The 15,959-nt window shown below is 74.8% G+C and carries 12 protein-coding genes and 1 pseudogene; 4 read left to right on the top strand and 9 right to left on the bottom strand.

The genetic code is table 11. The features are described 5' to 3' along the window. The 7 genes from ACJOT3_RS22555 to ACJOT3_RS22525 form a co-directional block, all read right to left on the bottom strand. The coding region (locus tag ACJOT3_RS22555; RefSeq protein ID WP_406975080.1) for a condensation domain-containing protein at positions 1 to 4,675 on the bottom strand (4,675 nt) is incomplete at its 3' end. A gap of 58 nt (positions 4,676 to 4,733) precedes the next feature. Next, a complete protein-coding gene (locus tag ACJOT3_RS22550; protein ID WP_406975079.1) occupies positions 4,734 to 4,961 on the bottom strand; it encodes a phosphopantetheine-binding protein in 228 nt (75 codons plus the stop codon). 23 nt (positions 4,962 to 4,984) lie between these two features. Further along, positions 4,985 to 6,316 carry a lysine N(6)-hydroxylase/L-ornithine N(5)-oxygenase family protein gene (locus ACJOT3_RS22545; protein ID WP_406975078.1) on the bottom strand — a complete coding sequence of 444 codons (1,332 nt, stop codon included), beginning with the start codon at positions 6,314 to 6,316 and terminating at the stop codon, positions 4,985 to 4,987. Between the two features lie 3 nt (positions 6,317 to 6,319). Beyond that, positions 6,320 to 6,979 carry an isochorismatase family protein gene (locus ACJOT3_RS22540; RefSeq protein WP_406975077.1) on the bottom strand — a complete coding sequence of 220 codons (660 nt, stop codon included), beginning with the start codon at positions 6,977 to 6,979 and terminating at the stop codon, positions 6,320 to 6,322. Next, positions 6,979 to 8,706, bottom strand: a complete 1,728-nt coding sequence (locus tag ACJOT3_RS22535; RefSeq protein WP_406975076.1) for a (2,3-dihydroxybenzoyl)adenylate synthase — start codon at positions 8,704 to 8,706, stop codon at positions 6,979 to 6,981. Before ACJOT3_RS22535 ends, ACJOT3_RS22540 begins: the two co-directional genes overlap by 1 nt. Position 8,707: 1 nt before the next feature. Beyond that, positions 8,708 to 9,868, bottom strand: a complete 1,161-nt coding sequence (locus tag ACJOT3_RS22530; protein ID WP_406975075.1) for an isochorismate synthase — start codon at positions 9,866 to 9,868, stop codon at positions 8,708 to 8,710. A 111-nt stretch (positions 9,869 to 9,979) separates the two neighbouring features. After that, entirely contained in the window at positions 9,980 to 10,759 is a 780-nt protein-coding gene (locus tag ACJOT3_RS22525; protein ID WP_406975074.1) for an SDR family oxidoreductase, read from the bottom strand. Between the two features lie 466 nt (positions 10,760 to 11,225). Between ACJOT3_RS22525 and ACJOT3_RS22520 the strand changes: the two genes are divergently transcribed. Both ACJOT3_RS22520 and ACJOT3_RS22515 read left to right on the top strand, forming a co-directional pair. Further along, positions 11,226 to 11,573 (top strand): DUF3817 domain-containing protein, encoded by a 348-nt coding sequence (locus ACJOT3_RS22520; RefSeq protein WP_406975073.1) that lies wholly within the window; start codon positions 11,226 to 11,228, stop codon positions 11,571 to 11,573. A 319-nt stretch (positions 11,574 to 11,892) separates the two neighbouring features. Next, positions 11,893 to 12,204, top strand: coding sequence for a peptidoglycan recognition protein family protein (locus tag ACJOT3_RS22515; protein WP_406975072.1), 312 nt, complete (start codon positions 11,893 to 11,895; stop codon positions 12,202 to 12,204). 39 nt (positions 12,205 to 12,243) lie between these two features. Here ACJOT3_RS22515 and ACJOT3_RS22510 read toward each other — a convergent pair whose 3' ends face one another. Beyond that, entirely contained in the window at positions 12,244 to 13,545 is a 1,302-nt protein-coding gene (locus ACJOT3_RS22510; protein WP_406975071.1) for an RNA-guided endonuclease InsQ/TnpB family protein, read from the bottom strand. A 38-nt stretch (positions 13,546 to 13,583) separates the two neighbouring features. Between ACJOT3_RS22510 and ACJOT3_RS22505 the strand changes: the two genes are divergently transcribed. Together ACJOT3_RS22505 and ACJOT3_RS22500 are read left to right on the top strand one after the other, a co-directional pair. Further along, entirely contained in the window at positions 13,584 to 13,775 is a 192-nt protein-coding gene (locus tag ACJOT3_RS22505; RefSeq protein WP_406975070.1) for a hypothetical protein, read from the top strand. A gap of 59 nt (positions 13,776 to 13,834) precedes the next feature. Beyond that, positions 13,835 to 14,242, top strand: a pseudogene (locus ACJOT3_RS22500) (peptidoglycan recognition protein family protein); the annotation flags it as partial. Here ACJOT3_RS22500 and ACJOT3_RS22495 read toward each other — a convergent pair. Further along, on the bottom strand, positions 14,232 to 15,959 hold a 1,728-nt coding region (locus tag ACJOT3_RS22495; RefSeq protein ID WP_406975069.1), incomplete at its 5' end, for an ATP-binding protein. The pseudogene ACJOT3_RS22500 and the gene ACJOT3_RS22495 overlap by 11 nt on opposite strands.

Genomic DNA, 15,959 nt, shown 5'->3' with positions numbered 1-15,959 from the left:
TGAGGGCGTGCGGGCCGGGGGCGCGGGCGGCCTCGGCCAGGGTGCGCAGGGCGTCGACGAGGTCGTCGACCAGGCCGGTGACCTCGTCGGCGCGCCAGACGCCGGGGGCCCAGCGGCAGGTCAGGTGCAGGCGGGGGCCGTCGGGGCCCTCGTGCACGGCCGAGCCCAGTTCCAGGCCGTGGGTGAGGGGCTGTCCGGGGTCCTCACCGAGCATGACGCGGGCGGTGACGGGGGCGGCCTCGAAGGGCCGGGTGCCGGGGGCGCCGAACCGGCCCAGGTGGTTGAACAGCACGTCGGGGCGGGCGCGGCCGGCCAGGCGGGGGGCGGTGTCGGGGTTGAGGCGGGCCAGCAGCCCGTACCCGAGGCCGTGGCCGGGGACGGCGCGCAGCATCTCCTTGGTGCGCTTGAGGGCGCGCACCGGGTCGGTGCCGACGGGGTCCAGGGCCACCGGGTGGGAGCTGGTGAGCCAGCCGACGGTGCGCGCCGGGTCGGCGTCGGCGTGCAGGTCGCGGCGGCCGTGGCCCTCGACCTCGACCAGCAGGCGGCCGTCGGCGGTCCCGGCCAGGGCGAGCGCGGTGAGCAGCACGTCCTCGGCGTTGACGCGGTAGCGGGCGCCCAGGTCGGTGAGGGCGGCGCGGGTGAGGTCGGGGTCCAGGACCAGGTCGAGGGTGCGGCGGTGGGCGACCAGGTCGAGCGCCGGGTCGACGGGGCGGGCGCCCCGGTGGCGGTGGGCGGCGGGGTCGGTGGCGGCCAGCCAGTGGTCGAGTTCGGCGGCGCGCTCGGGGCGGCGGGCCTCCTCGGCGAGCAGGGCGGTCCAGCGGCGCAGCGAGGTCCCGGCGGCGGGCAGGTCGATGTCGAGGCCCGCGTCCAGGGCGGCGACGGCGGCGGCCAGGTCGGGGCCGATGACCCGCCAGGAGACGCCGTCGACGGCGAGGTGGTGCACGCGCAGGAGCAGCAGCCCGGGGCGGTCGGGTCCGGCGTCGAACCAGGCCCCGGCCAGCGGGCGGCCCTGTTCCAGGTCGATGCGTCCGCGCAGGTCGGCGGCGGCCGCGACGACGGCGTCGTCGTCGGGGTCGGCGGCGATCCGCTCGATGAGGCCGCCGGGGGCGTCGGTGGCGAGCGGGACCTCCAGGACGGTGCCGCCCTCGGCGGTGGTGCGCGCCCGCAGCCGCAGGGCGCCGTGGTGGGCGACGACCGCGGCCAGCGCCCGCTCCAGGGTGTCGGCGGTGACCCCGGCGGGGGTCCACAGCGCCTGGGCCTGGGTGAACCCGGCGGGGGGCGGGCCCTGCTCCAGCAGGGCGGCGGCCACGGGGGTGGGGGCGACCTCGCCCACGGGGTCGTCGTGCACGGGGGCGGCGGCCGTGCCGGTGCGGGCACGGGTGGCCAGGGCGGCGGCGGTGGGCGCCTCGAACACGTCGCGGACGGTGATCTCCAGGCCCGTGGCGCGGGCCCGGTTGACGGCCTGGATGGCGAGGATGCTGTCGCCGCCCAGGCGGAAGAAGTCGTCGTGCACGCCGACGGGGGCGCCCAGGACCTCGCCGAGCACGGCCGTGAGGGTGCGCTCGACGGGGTCGGCGGACTCCGCGGCGGTGGTCCGCTCGGGGACGTCGGGCAGGGCGTCGCGGTCGACCTTGCCGCTGGAGTTGAGCGGCAGCCGGTCCAGCACGACCACCCGCGAGGGCACCATGTGGTCGGGCAGCCGGGCGGTCAGGTGGGCGCGCAGGCCGTCCTCGGTGAGGGTGTCGGCGCCCACCGCATAGGCGACGAGGCGGACGCCGCTGGGAGAGGTGCGCGCGACGGTGGCGCAGCGGGCGACGCCGGGGTGGGTCTCGGCGGCGGCGTCGATCTCGGCGGGCTCCACACGGTAGCCGCGGACCTGCACCTGGTCGTCGACCCGGCCCAGGTAGCGGACGGCGCCGTCGGGGCCGACCACCACGCGGTCGCCGGTGCGGTACATGCGGGCGCCGGGCGGGCCGTAGGGGGAGGCCACGAACCGCTCGGCGGTCAGGTCGGGGCGGCCCAGGTAGCCGCGGGCCAGCCGGTCGCCGTCCAGGTACAGCTCGCCGGGGACGCCGGGCGGGACGGGGCGCAGGGCGGCGTCCAGCACCAGGGCGCCGACCCCGGCCACGGGGTGGCCGATCGCCGTGTCGGGGGTGTCGGCCACGTCGCCGACCAGGGCGTCCACGGTGTTCTCGGTGGGGCCGTAGAAGTTGAGCGCCCGCACCCCGGGCAGCCCGCGCAGCCGCTCCCAGAGCGGTTGCGGGCAGGCCTCGCCGCCGAACGTGAGCAGGCGCGGGATGTGCCGGGGCCGCCCGCTGTCCAGCAGGGTCCACAGGTAGGCGGGGGTGGTGTCGAGGTGGTCGATGCGCTGTTCGGCCAGGTGGTCGCCCAGCCGCGCGTGGTCGAAGACCAGGTCGGTGTCGATCAGGTGGAACTCGTGCCCGTGCACCAGGCCGAGCAGCGTGTCCCAGGAGGCGTCGAAGGTGAACGCCCCGATGTGCCCCACCCGGGAGTTCTCCGGAAGGCCGAGCTGCCCCCGCTGCGCCACCGCCAGCGCGGCGATCGAGCGGTGCTCGACCACGACCCCCTTGGGCCGCCCCGTGGACCCGGAGGTGTGGATGACGTACGCGGCATCGCCGGGCCGCGGCTCCGGCAGCTCCCAGGAGTCCGCCCCCACCCCATCAGCCACACCGGCCCCGGACGTGGTCGGCACATCGGCGCCGTCCCACACGTCCGCATCACTCACATCCGCCGCACCGGCACCAGGCGGCACATCGACCCCGGAATCAGTCGATGCATCGGCGCCGTTCCGCGCGCCCAAATCGTTCACACCTGTCACACCGGCACCAGGCGGCACATGCGTGTCGAGGGTGTCCAGGTGGATCACTCGGGCATCGCCGGTGTCGGGCAGGTGCGGGGCGACGTCCGTCCTGGTCAGCAGCAGGACGGGGCGGATGTCCTCCAGGACGTGGGCGGTGCGCTCGGCGGGGTGGTCCGGGTCCAGCGGCACGTAGGCGGCGCCGGAGCGCAGCACGGCGAACAGGGCGACGACCAGGTCGACCGAGCGCGGCAGCGCCAGGGCGACGAACCGCTCCGGGCCAGCGCCCAGGGCGCGCAGGCGGCGGGCCAGCGCGTCCACCCGGTCCAGGAACTCGGCGCGGGTGAGGCGCTCGTCCCCGTGCACGATGGCGGTGCGCCCGGGGTCGGCGGCCAGCGACCGGGCCAGCAGGGAGGTCACCGAGAGGAACGGGGTACCGGCCGGGCGGGCGGGGCCGGACCCGCCCGCCGTCGGCCGGTCGCCGGCAGGGGTCGCGCCGTTGCGACCGGTCCCGGCGGGTTCGGAGGTCAGACGTGCGGTGGTGGGGTCGACGGTGTCCAGGGCGGCCAGCGGCGTGTCCGGGTCGGCGGCCGCGAACTCCGTGAGCAGGCGGGCGAACCCCGCCAGCCGGGCGCGGGCCCCCTCCCGGTCGTAGCGTTCGGCATTGGCGTTGGCCTCCAGCACCAACCCGCCCCCGGCGGGCCGGTACACCGACACCGCCAGGTCGTCCACCGGCCCCTCGGACAGGTTGGTGGTGGTGGCGCGGTGCCCGTCGAACTCCAGCACGTAGTCGAACAGCTTGATGTTGAGCTCGGGCCCGAACAGCCCGAACCGCTCCCCCACCGCCGACAGGTCGCGGCGCAGCCACTCGGCCCGGTACCGGTGGTGGGCGCGCAGCGCCCGGGCCGCCGCCATCGCTGTGTCGGCCAGTTCCAGCACGGTGTCGGCCGGGTGCACCCCCAGCCGCAGCGGCAGCACGTTGACGACCATGGCCGGGGTGCGCAGCGCCGGGGTGCCCAGCCGCCCCATCACCGGGGCGCCCAGCAGCAGGTCGCGGCCCCCGGTCAGCCGGTGCACGTACCCGGCGAACGCCCCGGTGAGGGCGTCCACCCAGGTCGCACCCGTCCCCTTGGCCAGAGCGTCCAGCCCGGCGGCGACCGGCGCGGCCACCTCCAGGCGTTCGCGCCAGAACCCCGCGTGGGGCGCGGGCGGCGCCGTGGACAGCAGCGCCGGGGCGGGCCGGTCGGCGAGCACCCGCGCCCAGTGCTCCCGGTCGGCGGCGCGCCGCTCCCCGGCGGCGTAGGCCTCCTCGTCGGCGACCACGTCGGCCAGCCGCCCGAACCCGGAGGGCGCGATCTCCTCCCCCGTGCCCAGACGCGTGTACACGTCCGCGACGCGGCGGGCGATCATCGTGATGGCGTACGCGTCCACCGCCAGGTGGTGGTAGCGCTGGAACCACAGCCACCGCCGCGCCCCCACCCGCAGCAGCGCGTACCGGTACAGGGGTTCGGCGGTGACGTCCACCGGCCGGGCCAGGTCCGCGTCGGCCCACGCCCGGGCCCGGGCCAGCGCCCCCTCCTCGCCGTCGTCCCCGGTCAGGTCCACGACCTCGACGTCCCGCGGGACCTCCGCGCCGATCTCCTGTGCCGGGCGGTCCCCGCCGGCGACGACCCGGGCCCGCAGGGCGTCGGTGTCGGCGACGACGGAGCGCACGGCCGCGGCGAACCGGGCGGTGTCCAGGTCGGCCGGGATGTCGGTGCACTGGCCGACGTTGAACACCGGGCTGTCCGGTGCCGCCTGCTGCGCGTACCACACACCGGCCTGGGCGCCGGTCAGGCCCGTTCGGGTGACGGCCATGGTTCGGGGGCTCCTCAAGGAAAACGACGAAGGTCGGGGGACGGGGGCGGGACGGGGCTCAGCCGTGCAGCAGGCGGGCCCAGGCGGCGGCGGTCGGCTGTTCGGCCAGCGCCGCGAAGTCGGGTTCGGCCCCGGCGGTGCGCCAGGTCTCGACCAGGCTCATCAGCCGCACGGAGTCCAGCCCGCGGTCGAAGAGGTTCTCGTCGGGGTCCAGGTCGGCGACGGGTTCGCCCAGGGCGTCGGCGATGTCGGCGAGCAGGCGGTCGACGGTGAGGGCGGCGGCCACGCGGCGCCTCCTTAACTTGTGTGTCAGGCGGCGCGGGCCGCGATGGAGTCGATGATCTCGGCGGCCCGGGTGGCCACGTTGGACAGCAGCGAGGAGGACACCCCGTGGGTGTGCTCGGTGCCGCCCTGGAGGTAGAGCCCGCAGGTCAGGTCGTCATGGGTCACCACCCGGTAGTCGCGCTCCACGGCGGGGCGCCCGTCCCCGGTGGCGACCAGCAGGTCGGCCAGGTCGCCCAGCAGCGGCCGCGGGTCGGCCGGGTGGTAGCCGGTGGCGAACACGACGTGGTTGGCGGCGATGGGGGTGTGCTTGCCGGTGACCAGGTCCTCCACCACCACGGCCACGCCCTCGGGGCTCTCGGTCAGCCCGGCCACCCGCGCGGTGTTGTGCAGGTGCAGGCGCTGGACCCCCTCGACCTTCTCGGCGTAGTGGCGCCGGTAGAGGGCGTCGATGAGGTCGGGGTCCACCACCGAGTAGTTGGTGTTGCGGTGGTAGCCGACGAGCTTCTGTTTGACGTCCTCGGGGGCGGCGTGGAACGCGTCCACCGCCTCGGGGTCGAAGATGCGGTTGGCGAAGGGGCTGTCGTCGGAGGGGCTGTACCCGTACCGGGAGAACACGGCGTGCACGTGGGAGGAGGGGAAGCGCCGGTGCAGGTGCTCCACGACCTCGGCGGCGCTCTGCCCGGCGCCCACCACCACGAACGAGTGCGGGGACGCCTTGGGGCCCAGCTCCCCCAGCCGGTCCAGCAGGTATTCGTTGTGCCACACCCGCGCGGACAGCCCCACCCCCTCGGGCAGGCGCGGGCGCAGGCCGGGGGCGAACACCACGTTGCGCGCGCGCAGCACGGTCTCTCCTCCGTCGGGGGTGCGCGCCACCACGTCCAGGTGGGTGATGCGGTCCCCGGCGCCGCGCACCGGCAGGACCTCGACCACCTCGTGCCCGTAGCGGACCCGGTCGGCGACGCGGTCGGCGCACCAGGACAGGTAGTCGTGGAACTCCCGGCGCAGCGGGAACAGCGTCTTGTGGTTGATGAAGTCGTGCAGCCGCCCCACCTGGTGCAGGAACGCCAGGAAGCCGAAGTCGCTGGCCGGGTTGCGCGGCGTCACCAGGTCCTTGAGGAACGACACCTGCATGGTGGCGTCGTCCAGGAGCATCCCCCTGTGCCAGCCGAAGGTCTCCTGGCGCTCCAGGAACACCCCGCTCAGCGCGGGCCCCTGCCCGGCGGCTTCGCGTTCGGCCAGGGCGATGGCCAGGCCCAGGTTGGAGGGGCCGAACCCCACGCCGACCAGGTCGTGGACGGGGCGGTCAGTTGTGGACACCGTGGTCCCTTCGTTGTGGTGGTTGCGCTGCGGGGCCATCGGTCAGGCCCCGGTGCGGGCGGTGGTGGCGCCCAGCTCGGCCAGGGCGTCCCCGGTGAGGACGACCCGGGCGCAGCGCCCGGCGGCGTAGTGCAGGGCGGAGCGGTGGTGGTCGGCGCTGAAGTCGGCGACGGCGTCGGCGACCAGGAACGGCCGGATGTCGCGCATGAACGCGTCGGCGGCGGTGAGCTGGCAGCCGATGTGCGCGTACACGCCGGTGACGACGATCTGGTCGCGGCCCTGGGCTGCCATGCGCTCGGCCAGGTCGGTCTGGGCGAACGCGCTGTAGCGCCACTTGGTGAGCAGCACGTCGTCGCCGGCCGGGGCCAGGGCCGGGTCGATGTCGGTGTGCTCGGCGACGGCCTTCATGCCGGCGCCCCAGAAGTCGCGTTCCAGCCCGCGCTGGTGGGGCGTCATGTCGCCGGGCTTGGCGGTGTACACCACCGGCACCCCGGCGTCGTGGCAGGCCCGGCGCAGGTCGGCGATGTTGGCGCGGACCCGGGACAGGGGCTCGGCGTCGGCGTCGTAGGGGCCGAGGAAGTAGCGCTGCATGTCGTGGACGAGCAGGACGGCCCGGTCGGGGTCCAGCGGCCAGTCGACCTTGTTCTGGGGCAGCTCGTCGGGGGTGGGCAGCGGGTAGGGGGCGATGGTGGGCAGAGCCATCAGTGGTCCTGGTCGGGGTCGGTGGCGGTGCCGCGCAGGTCCCGCTTGGAGACCTTGCCGACGGCGGTGGACGGGAAGGCCTCCACGAACTCGATCCGGTCGGGGATCTTGTACGCGGCCAGGCCGCGTTCGCGCAGGAAGGCCGGGAGGGCGCCGCGGGCGGGGGGCTCCCCGCGGGCGATGACGTAGGCGTGCACGCGTTCGCCCAGGTAGCGGTCGGGGACGGCGACGACGGCGGCGTCGCGCACGGCGGGGTGGGCCAGCAGGTGGTTCTCGACCTCTTCGGCGCCGACCTTCTCGCCGCCGCGGTTGATCTGCTCCTTGGCGCGCCCGGAGACGACGAGGCTGCCGTCGGGGGTGCGGCGGACGAGGTCGCCGGTGCGGTAGAACCCGTCGGCGGTGAACGCGTCCTTGTTGTGGTCGGGGGCCCGGAAGTAGCCGCGGATGGTGTAGGGGCCGCGGGTGAGCAGGTGGCCGGGTTCGCCGTCGGGGACGGGGCGGTCGAGGTCGTCGACGATGCGGATCTCGTCCAGGGGGCTGATGGGGCGGCCCTGGGTGGTCACCACCGTCTCGTCGGGGTCGTCGTGGCGGGTGTAGTTGACCAGGCCCTCGGCCATGCCGAACACCTGCTGGAGCTCACAGCCCAGGACGGGGGTGATCCGGCGGGCCGCCTCCGGGCCGAAGGGGGCGCCGCCCACCTGGAGGACCCGCAGCGAGGACAGGTCGCGGTCCTGCTGCGAACCGTGGTCGACGGCGTCGGTCCACAGCAGGGCGATGGGCGGGACGACGGCGGTGTGGGTGACGCGTTCGGACTCGATGAGGCCCAGGGCGGTGGCGGGCGAGGGGTCGGGGGCCAGGACGACGGTGCCGCCGGCGTGGAACACCCCCAGGAACCCGGGCGAGCTCATCGGGAAGTTGTGCACGACGGGCAGCACGCCGAGGTAGACGGTGTCGGTGTCCAGGCGGCAGATGTCGGCGCTGGCCCGGACCGAGTACAGGTAGTCGTCGTGGGTGCGGGCGATGAGCTTGGGCAGGCCGGTGGTGCCGCCGGAGAGCTGGAGGAACGCCACGCCCTCGGGGTGGGGGTCGGCCAGGACGGCCGGGTCGGGGGCCGCGCGCAGGGAGTCCAGGGCGGTGAGCCCGGGCGCCTCGCCGGGTTCTCCAGGACCTCCGGGTTCGCCGACGATGACCAGGTGCTCGACCGCGGGCACGGCCTCGCGGACCTCCCGGGCCAGGGCCCGGTGGTCGAACCCGGCGTGCACCCCGGCGGTGACCAGGCCGCGCGCCCCGGACACGGTGGCCATGTGGACGAGCTCGCTGCGCCGGTGGGCGGGCAGCGCGTAGACGGGGACCGCGCCCAGCCGGAACAGGCCGAAGACCACCTCGAAGAGTTCGGCGACGTTGGGCAGGTGGACGATGACCCGGTCGCCCTCGCCCAGGCCCAGCCGGGCCAGCCCGGCGGCCAGGGAGTCGGCGCGGGCGTCGAGGTCGGCGTAGGTCAGGCGGGTGTCCCCGGCGACGACGGCGGTGCGGTCGGCGAACCGGCGGGCGCGCTCGCGCAGGAACGCGCCGAAGTTCTCCCCGGTCCAGTACCCGGCCGCGCGGTAGCGGGCGGCGAACTCCTCGGGGTGGGGGACCCAGCCCTCGGGGGCGAAGCGGCGGCGCCGGTCGGCGCCGGGGACCCCGGTGGTCCCGGCGGTCCCGGCGGTCCCGGTGACGTTGTCCATGTCAGGCCGTCCGGTCCACGCCGAGGGCGAGCAGCAGGGTGCGCAGCTTGGCCGAGGTCTCGGCGAGTTCGGCCTCGGGGTCGGACTCGGGCATGATGCCGCCCCCGGCGAACAGGTCCAGCGCCGGTCCGGCCACGTCGGCGCAGCGGATGGTGACCACCCAGGCGCCGTCGCCGTTGGCGTCGCTGTGGCCGACGGCGCCGGTGTAGAAGCCGCGGTCGAAGGACTCGATGGCACCGATGGTGTCGAAGGCCGCGGCGGTGGGGGTGCCGCACACCGCCGGGGTGGGGTGCAGGGCGGCGGCCAGGGTGTGCACCGGGGTGTCGGTGTCGCGCAGGCGGCCGGTGACCCGGGTGGACAGGTGCCACATGGTGGCGGTCTTGACCAGCTCGGGTTCCGCGGGCACCGTGAGGCGTTCGCAGTAGGGGGCCAGGGCGTCGGCGACGCCCTCCACCACGACGGAGTGCTCGTGCCGGTCCTTGGCGGAGGTGAGCAGCTCCACCGCGTTGACCTGGTCCTTGGTGGGGTCGGCGCTGCGCGGGGCCGAACCCGCCAGCGGGTTGGACAGCACGTCGCGGCCCTTGCGCGAGACGAGGAGTTCGGGGCTGGCACCGATGAGGGTGCGCGTCCCGGCGCCGCGTTCGGGCAGGTTGACGGCGAACACGTACGCGTCGGGGTCGCGGCGCAGCAGGTTGCCCAGGACGGTGGGGACGTCGATGTCCTGTTCGCCCTCCAGGCGCAGGCGGCGGGCGAGGACGACCTTGCGCAGCTCGGGCCTCTCGGCCATGAGCTTGACGGCGCGCTCGACGGCGGCGGTGTGCTCGGCCGGGGCCGGGTCGGGGGTGAGGGTCCACTCGCCGTGCAGGGCCCGCCAGCTCAGGGCCGCGGCGCGCTCGCGCAGCGGCGGGGCGGTGCGGACGGTCTCGGGGACGACCAGGTGGGCGGGCCGGGAGGTGTCGAAGGGGACGGCCCCCAGGGCGACGGCCCCGGGTCCGGCGTCGGCGAGGACGTCGGAGAGGGCGTCCAGCCGGTCCAGGACGGTGAGCGTTCCGGTGCCGTGCAGGACCCCGGCGGAGGAGGACAGGAACGAGTCCCCCGGCCGGTAGGCCGCCAGGAGGTCGCCCGCGTTCGCGGCGGGGGTCTCGGCGCGTTGTTCGGGCATGGGTCGGGGGCCTTTCCGTGTCGGGCGCGCGAAGGGGGCGGCCGGGTGGGCCGCGGGGATGTGGCCCGGGTTCCGGGCCGGGGGCGGGGTCGGGGGGCGCGTGGGCGGTGGTCAGCGGAGGGTGGCCCCGCCGTCCACGTAGAGCTCGTGCATGGTGATGTGGCGGGCGGCGTCGGAGGCGAGGAACCGGACGGCGGCGGCGACGTCCTCGGGGGTGCCGACCCGGCCCAGGGGGATGCCGACCTTGAAGGCGGCGGGATCCCCGGCCAGGAGCGGCGCGTAGCCGGTGCCGGCGGTCATGGCGCGCAGCATGGGGGTGTCGGTGGAGCCGGGCGAGACGACGTTGCAGCGGACCCCGAGAGGGGCCAGTTCCAGGCCGAGGCTCTTGGTGAAGGCGGTGGCCGCGGCCTTGGAGGCGGCGTAGGCGGCCATGTTCGCCCGGGGGACGCCGCCCGCGTTGGAGGAGACGGTGACCAGGCAGCCGCGGCCGCGCGGTCCCAGGCGCCGGGCGGCGGCGCGGCCGACGGCGAAGACGCCGGTGGTGTTGACCGCGAGCATCCGGTGCCAGTCCTCGTCGGCGCAGTCGGCGACCGGGCCGGTGGCCAGGACCCCGGCGGCGGAGACCACGGTGTCGGCGGGGCCGAGGGCGGCCTCGGCCTCGTCGAAGAACGCCTCGACCCGGGCGGGGTCGGTGACGTCGACGGTGCCGGTGAAGGGCTTGTGGCCCCGTTCCTCCAGGAGGCCGGCGGTGGCGGCCAGGCCGTCGGGGTCGATGTCGGCGGCGGCGACGCGGGCACCGTGTTCGGCCAGGTCCAGCACCACGGCGCGGCCGATCCCGCTCGCGGCACCGGTGACCACGGCGACGGTGCCGTCGATGCCCTTCTCGCTCACCTGCGGTTTCTCCTCTCTCCGAGCCGATGACCTGCACCTTAGGTAACCCTTACCTAAGAAGTCCGCGGCAAGTCTCCGGCCGATCACGCCCCGGTGTCAACAGCGTCCGATCCGTGACCTGAGTCACAAGTCGGGCGTTTTCGCACTTCGTCGTTAGGTTCGCCTAACTCTCGACGTGGGCGAGGCTCGCGGGATCCGCGCAGGTCACGGCGCCTCTCGGAGACCGAGGGATCAAGTCGGCGGAGCACCGGGGACCCCGCCGGTGCACAGGCGAAACACCGCCGAAACCTGCCGGAAGTGAGGCGGTTGTCACCTTCCGGGAGCCCTCCCGGCCCGCCCGAGGTGCGGGAGGGGACCTGTGGCCCCCGGAATCGGTCGTCCGGAACCGTGCCCTAGCCTGGGACCGATCCCGGTGCGCATGTGCCGGGATCGACCGTGTCCGCACCACCGTGACCAGAGGGAACCCGTGAACATCGCAGCCCTGGTGAACACGATCGCCTTTCGCGTGATCGCCATCGTCGAGGCCCTGACCTGGGTCGGCCTGCTGGCCGGCATGTACGTCAAATACCTCGGCAGCGGGAACGAACAGGGCGTGGCGGTCTTCGGCATGCTGCACGGGATCGCCTTCATGCTCTACGTGGCGGTCTGCCTGGTCTCGGCCGTCCACCTGCGCTGGGGCGTGTGGCCGACCCTGCTGGCGCTGGCCGCCTCCGTGCCGCCGCTGTTCACACTGATCGCCGACCGGTGGCTGCACCGCAGCGGGCGGCTGCCCGGGATCTTCGGCGGCGAGCGGACCCCCGAGCCCGTGGGCTGAGCCCCGCCGGGACACCGGGCGCGGACCTTTCCCGAAAAGGTCCGCGCCCGTTCTTTTTCCGCAGCATGGAAAACGCCCGGGGAATGGTGCCTGAAACGGCTCGGAAACACCCGCCGAACGGCCGACGATAAATCCCTTCGCGATACACCGGAAAGCGCCGTCCCACCACCTCTGTACGGCGGGCGATCCACTGACCGGAACCGGTCAGGAAAGGTACCGGGACACCCTTTGACCGTCTTTCCCCCGCCGTGTTGCAGTGGTGCGTGTTCCGCTTCCGCAGTGGAACGGACACGAACCGTGAGATAGCGAGGAAACCCCCATGTCCCACCCCCACGGACCCGACCGGCGCGCCGTCCTGCGCGGCGCCGCCCTGACCACCGGGACCGCCGTGCTCGGCGGTGCCGCCCTGCTCGGCGCGGCCTCCCCGGCCGCCGCCGCACCCGCGGTGCACGACCGCGCCGCCTGGGGCGCACGGCCCCCGTCGAGCCCGATCCAGGTGCTGGCCGCCCCGCCGCTGTACATCGTGGTGCACCACACCGCGACCGCCAACAGCACCGACCACTCCCTGGCCCACGCCTACTCCCTGTCCAGGGCGATCCAGAATCACCACTTGACATCCTCCCCTGTCTGAAAACAGGAGATTTCAGCGGTTCCTCCTCGAAGAAGAGAACTACCGAGGTTCACGGACGCTCGACCGCTGGCGCGGTGTCGCCCCTCCGGCACGGACCCGAGGGCCCGGGGCGGGGGTACCGCCCTGTCCTGCCGCGACGTTGTTGGAAGCATTCAGGTCGGCGTTGCAGGTGAAACCGCAGTGGGAGCAGACGAACTCGGCTTGGCTCTTGCGCGAGTTCTTGTCGATCCACTGGCAGTCGCTGCACCGCAGACTCGTGTACCGAGGCGGGATGTCCTGCACCCGGCCGGGGGCCTTGTGCCCGGTCCGCACCCGGAGCAGCCCCCACCCCTGGGCCAGGATCGCCCGGTTCAACCCCGCCTTCTGACGGACCCGCCTGCCCGGCTCCTCGACGGTGCCGCGCGCGGAGCGGGTCATGTTCTTGATGCGCAGGTCCTCGAACCGGACCGTGTCAAAGCTGCGGGCAAGCAGGGTGGAGGTCTTCTCCACCCAGTCCTTGCGCCGGTTCGCTTCCCTCGCCCGCAGCCGGGCTGCTCGGGCGTACTCTGCCTTGCGCTGCGGGCTGCCCTGGGGTGCACGGGCCGCGCGCCGCTGGTGCTTGCGCACCCGCGCACGCTCCCTGGTGGTGAGCTGCGGGCAGTTCAGGGCGCGTCCGTCGGACAGGGCGGCGGTGATCACCACACCCCGGTCGATCCCCACCACACTGCCATCCCCGGGAGCGTCAACCGGGTCCGGGACCACGGCGAAGGACACGTGCCACCGACCGGCCCGGTAGGTGACCCGGAACGTCTTGGCGTCGGGCAGCCCCCGGCGGGTGTTGCGGAATTTCACCCACCCGCAACCCGGGACCTTGACCTGCGCCCACTTGGCGTTCAGCTTCTCGACCCGCACCAGGCGGTGCATGACCTGTTTGCCCTTGGCGTTGAGCACCGGTTCGCCGTTGGCGGTCCACGCGGGGATCCGATCGGTGCCGATGACCCGGAACCCCTCGTGCCGGTACTTCTTGCGCCGTTTCGGGTAGCCGTGCGACCCGCCGAGGAAGTTGGACAGCGCCTGGTCGAAGTCGCGCAGCGCCTGCTGCTGGACCTCGGCGTTACCCGAGGCCACCCAGGAGAAGTAGTCGGCCTCCTCCGGGTGAAGGTCGGCGGTGGGAGTGCGGCGGACCTCGGTGAGCATCGCCGCCATCCCTACGTATCGGACCGGACGCCTGGTGCGGGCCCCGCCCTTGCGGTAGGTGGTGTTGACCTCCCACGCCAGGTTCCAGGCATGCCGCGCCTGCGCACAGTGGCCGAACATCACGGCCTCCTGCGCACGGGTGGGACACAACCGGAACCTCGACATGACCGCTACATTAGCATGTTGTGCGCTACTGTATGAGCATGAAGAGGAAGACACCCTACATCTCGGTGAACCTCACCGAACCCGCACGCGACACCCTGCGCCAGGCCACTCTGGCACTGACCACCGACGCGCAACGCCGCCTGTCCATGTCCGCCGTCCTCATCGCCGCGCTCCGCGTCGCGCAGAACCACCGGCCGGAGCTGCTGGACGAACTGAAGAAGGGTGCGTGAGAACACCGAATTCCCCGAAGGAAACCGGCTGGCCCTACCCCGCTCCGCAGGAGACCACGATCGCCGCGGGGCGGCACGTGGTGGGTGCGCACGTGGCGAACAACAACAGCACGTGCGTCGGCATCGAGAACGAGGGCACCTACACCTCGGTGGCGCCGACCCAGCCGTTGCGGGACTCGCTGGTGGAGACGCTGGCGTGGCTGTGCGCGGCCTACGGGCTCAACCCGCAGAGCGCGATCCTGGGGCACCGCGACTTCAACGCCACCGCCTGCCCGGGCGACGTGCTGTACGCGATGCTGCCGGAACTGCGCAACGCGGTGTCGGGGGTGCTCGCCGCGAGGGGCGTGGAGGTCGCCGACCGGCCGGTCCCGGCGGACCTGCGGCCGACGTACCCGGCGGTGCCGGACGAACCGTGGCGGGAGTTCGACCACGGGCCCGCGCACGGGCCGGACGACATCACCCGCTGACCGCGGGGACGGTTCCCCGTTCACCGTCCCCTCCACCCGCGTCCGCGTGCGCCGCGATGCGCGCGCGGGCGCGGTCCACGTCCCGGAGTTCGACCCCGGTGAGGGGCGCCCCGGTGCTCGCGCGCAGGGCGGCGGCGCGCTCCAGCAGGTCCGCGGCGGCCGTGTGCTCCCCGGCCAGGGAACGCGCCCCGGCCTCGCCCTCCAGGGCCAGCGCCAGGGCCCGGGGGTCGCCGCTGCGCCGGGCGTGCTCGCGGCCCCGGGCGTGCAGTTCCAGGGCGCGCCCGGGCTCGCCGCGCTGCTCGGCGATGTAGCCGAGCTGGGTGTGCAGGAACGCCGCGCCGATGTGCCCGTCGGTGCGCCGGTTCCACTCCAGCCACCGGGTCAGGGAGGCCTCCGCGCGGTCCAGGTCACCGCGGCGGCGCGCGGTGAGCGCGATGCCCGCGTCGGCGTACTGGGCCGCGACCGCGTCGTGCTGCTCCTCGGCCAGCCGCAGGGCGCGTTCGTGCAGGGTGTCGGCGCGGTCCAGGTCGCCGGAGAGCAGGGCGACACGGCCCAGCCCGGAGGCGTGCCGGGACACCTCGCGCCACAGCCTGAGCTCCTCGGCGATCCGCAGGCCCTCGGCGTGCCGCCGGGCGGTCTCGTCCAGGTCGCCCAGCGCCTCGGCGGTCTGGGCCAGGACGTCGGAGGCCTGCAACAGGCCCCAGGGGTCGCCCGCCTCGCGCAGGTCGGCCTCGGCCGCGCGGCCCTGGGCCTGCGCCGCCGCCAGGTCGCCCCGCCCGAACGCCGCCAGCGCCAGCAGCACCCGCGCCAGCGCCGCGGTCCAGCGGTCCCCCGCCGCCTCCGCGGCCGCGTGCACGCCGGCGGCCCGCTCGGCGGCCGCCGCCGGATCGCCCAGCCCCTGCCGGGTGAACGCGGAGAACCAGGCCAGTCGCGCCCGCACCCCCGGATCGGAGACCTCGCCCAGGTGCCCGTCCACGTCGTGCCACCGCCCGCCGTCCCCCTCGGGCCGGGCCAACGCCCCCCGCACCGCCCTCGCCCGCGCCCGCAGTTCCCTCACCCCGGCAGCCACACCCACCCTGCCGGACACGGCAGCCCCAGTGGGCACAGCGCTCCCAGCAATATCGGCAACCCCGACAGCACCAGCAGCCCCAGCCATCTCGGCAGTCCCGGCAGGCGCAGCGGCATCACCGGGCGCGAGGGGCACAGCGGTCCCGGTGGGGAGAGCCAGGGCCGTGTCGAGGTCGGTGCGGGACTGGGCGGTGCGGCCGCGCAGGTGGCGGTACCAGGTGAGGGCGAGGGCCAGGCGCAGGGCGGTGGCGGCATCGCCCGTGCGGGCGGCGAACGCAAAAGCGGCACGGAGGTTGGCGTCCTCCCGGTCCAGCAGGGCCAACGCCCCCGCCTGCTCCGGGCCGCGCAGGCGGGTGTCCGCCTCCTCGGCCAGGTCGGCGAAGTAGGCGGCGTGCCGGGCGCGGGCCCGGTCCTCCTCCCCCGGGGCCAGGTGCTCCAGGGCGTAGACCGCGACGGATTCCAGCAGCCGGTAGCGGGTCCCCGCCGAGCGGGTGGATGCCACGACCAGCGACCGGTCCACCAGGGCGCCGACCAGGTCCAGGGGGCAGCCGACCGCCTCGGCGGCGGCCGGGTCGCAGCCGTCGGCGAACACCGCCAGCCGCGACAGCACGGCGCGTTCGGCGGCCGGGAGCGGCTCCCAACTCCAGTC

Origin of the sequence: Nocardiopsis protaetiae, from assembly GCF_045446735.1 — a bacterium.
Classification (GTDB): Bacteria; Actinomycetota; Actinomycetes; order Streptosporangiales; family Streptosporangiaceae; genus Nocardiopsis; species Nocardiopsis protaetiae.
This window is presented reverse-complemented; position numbering and strand designations above follow the sequence as displayed.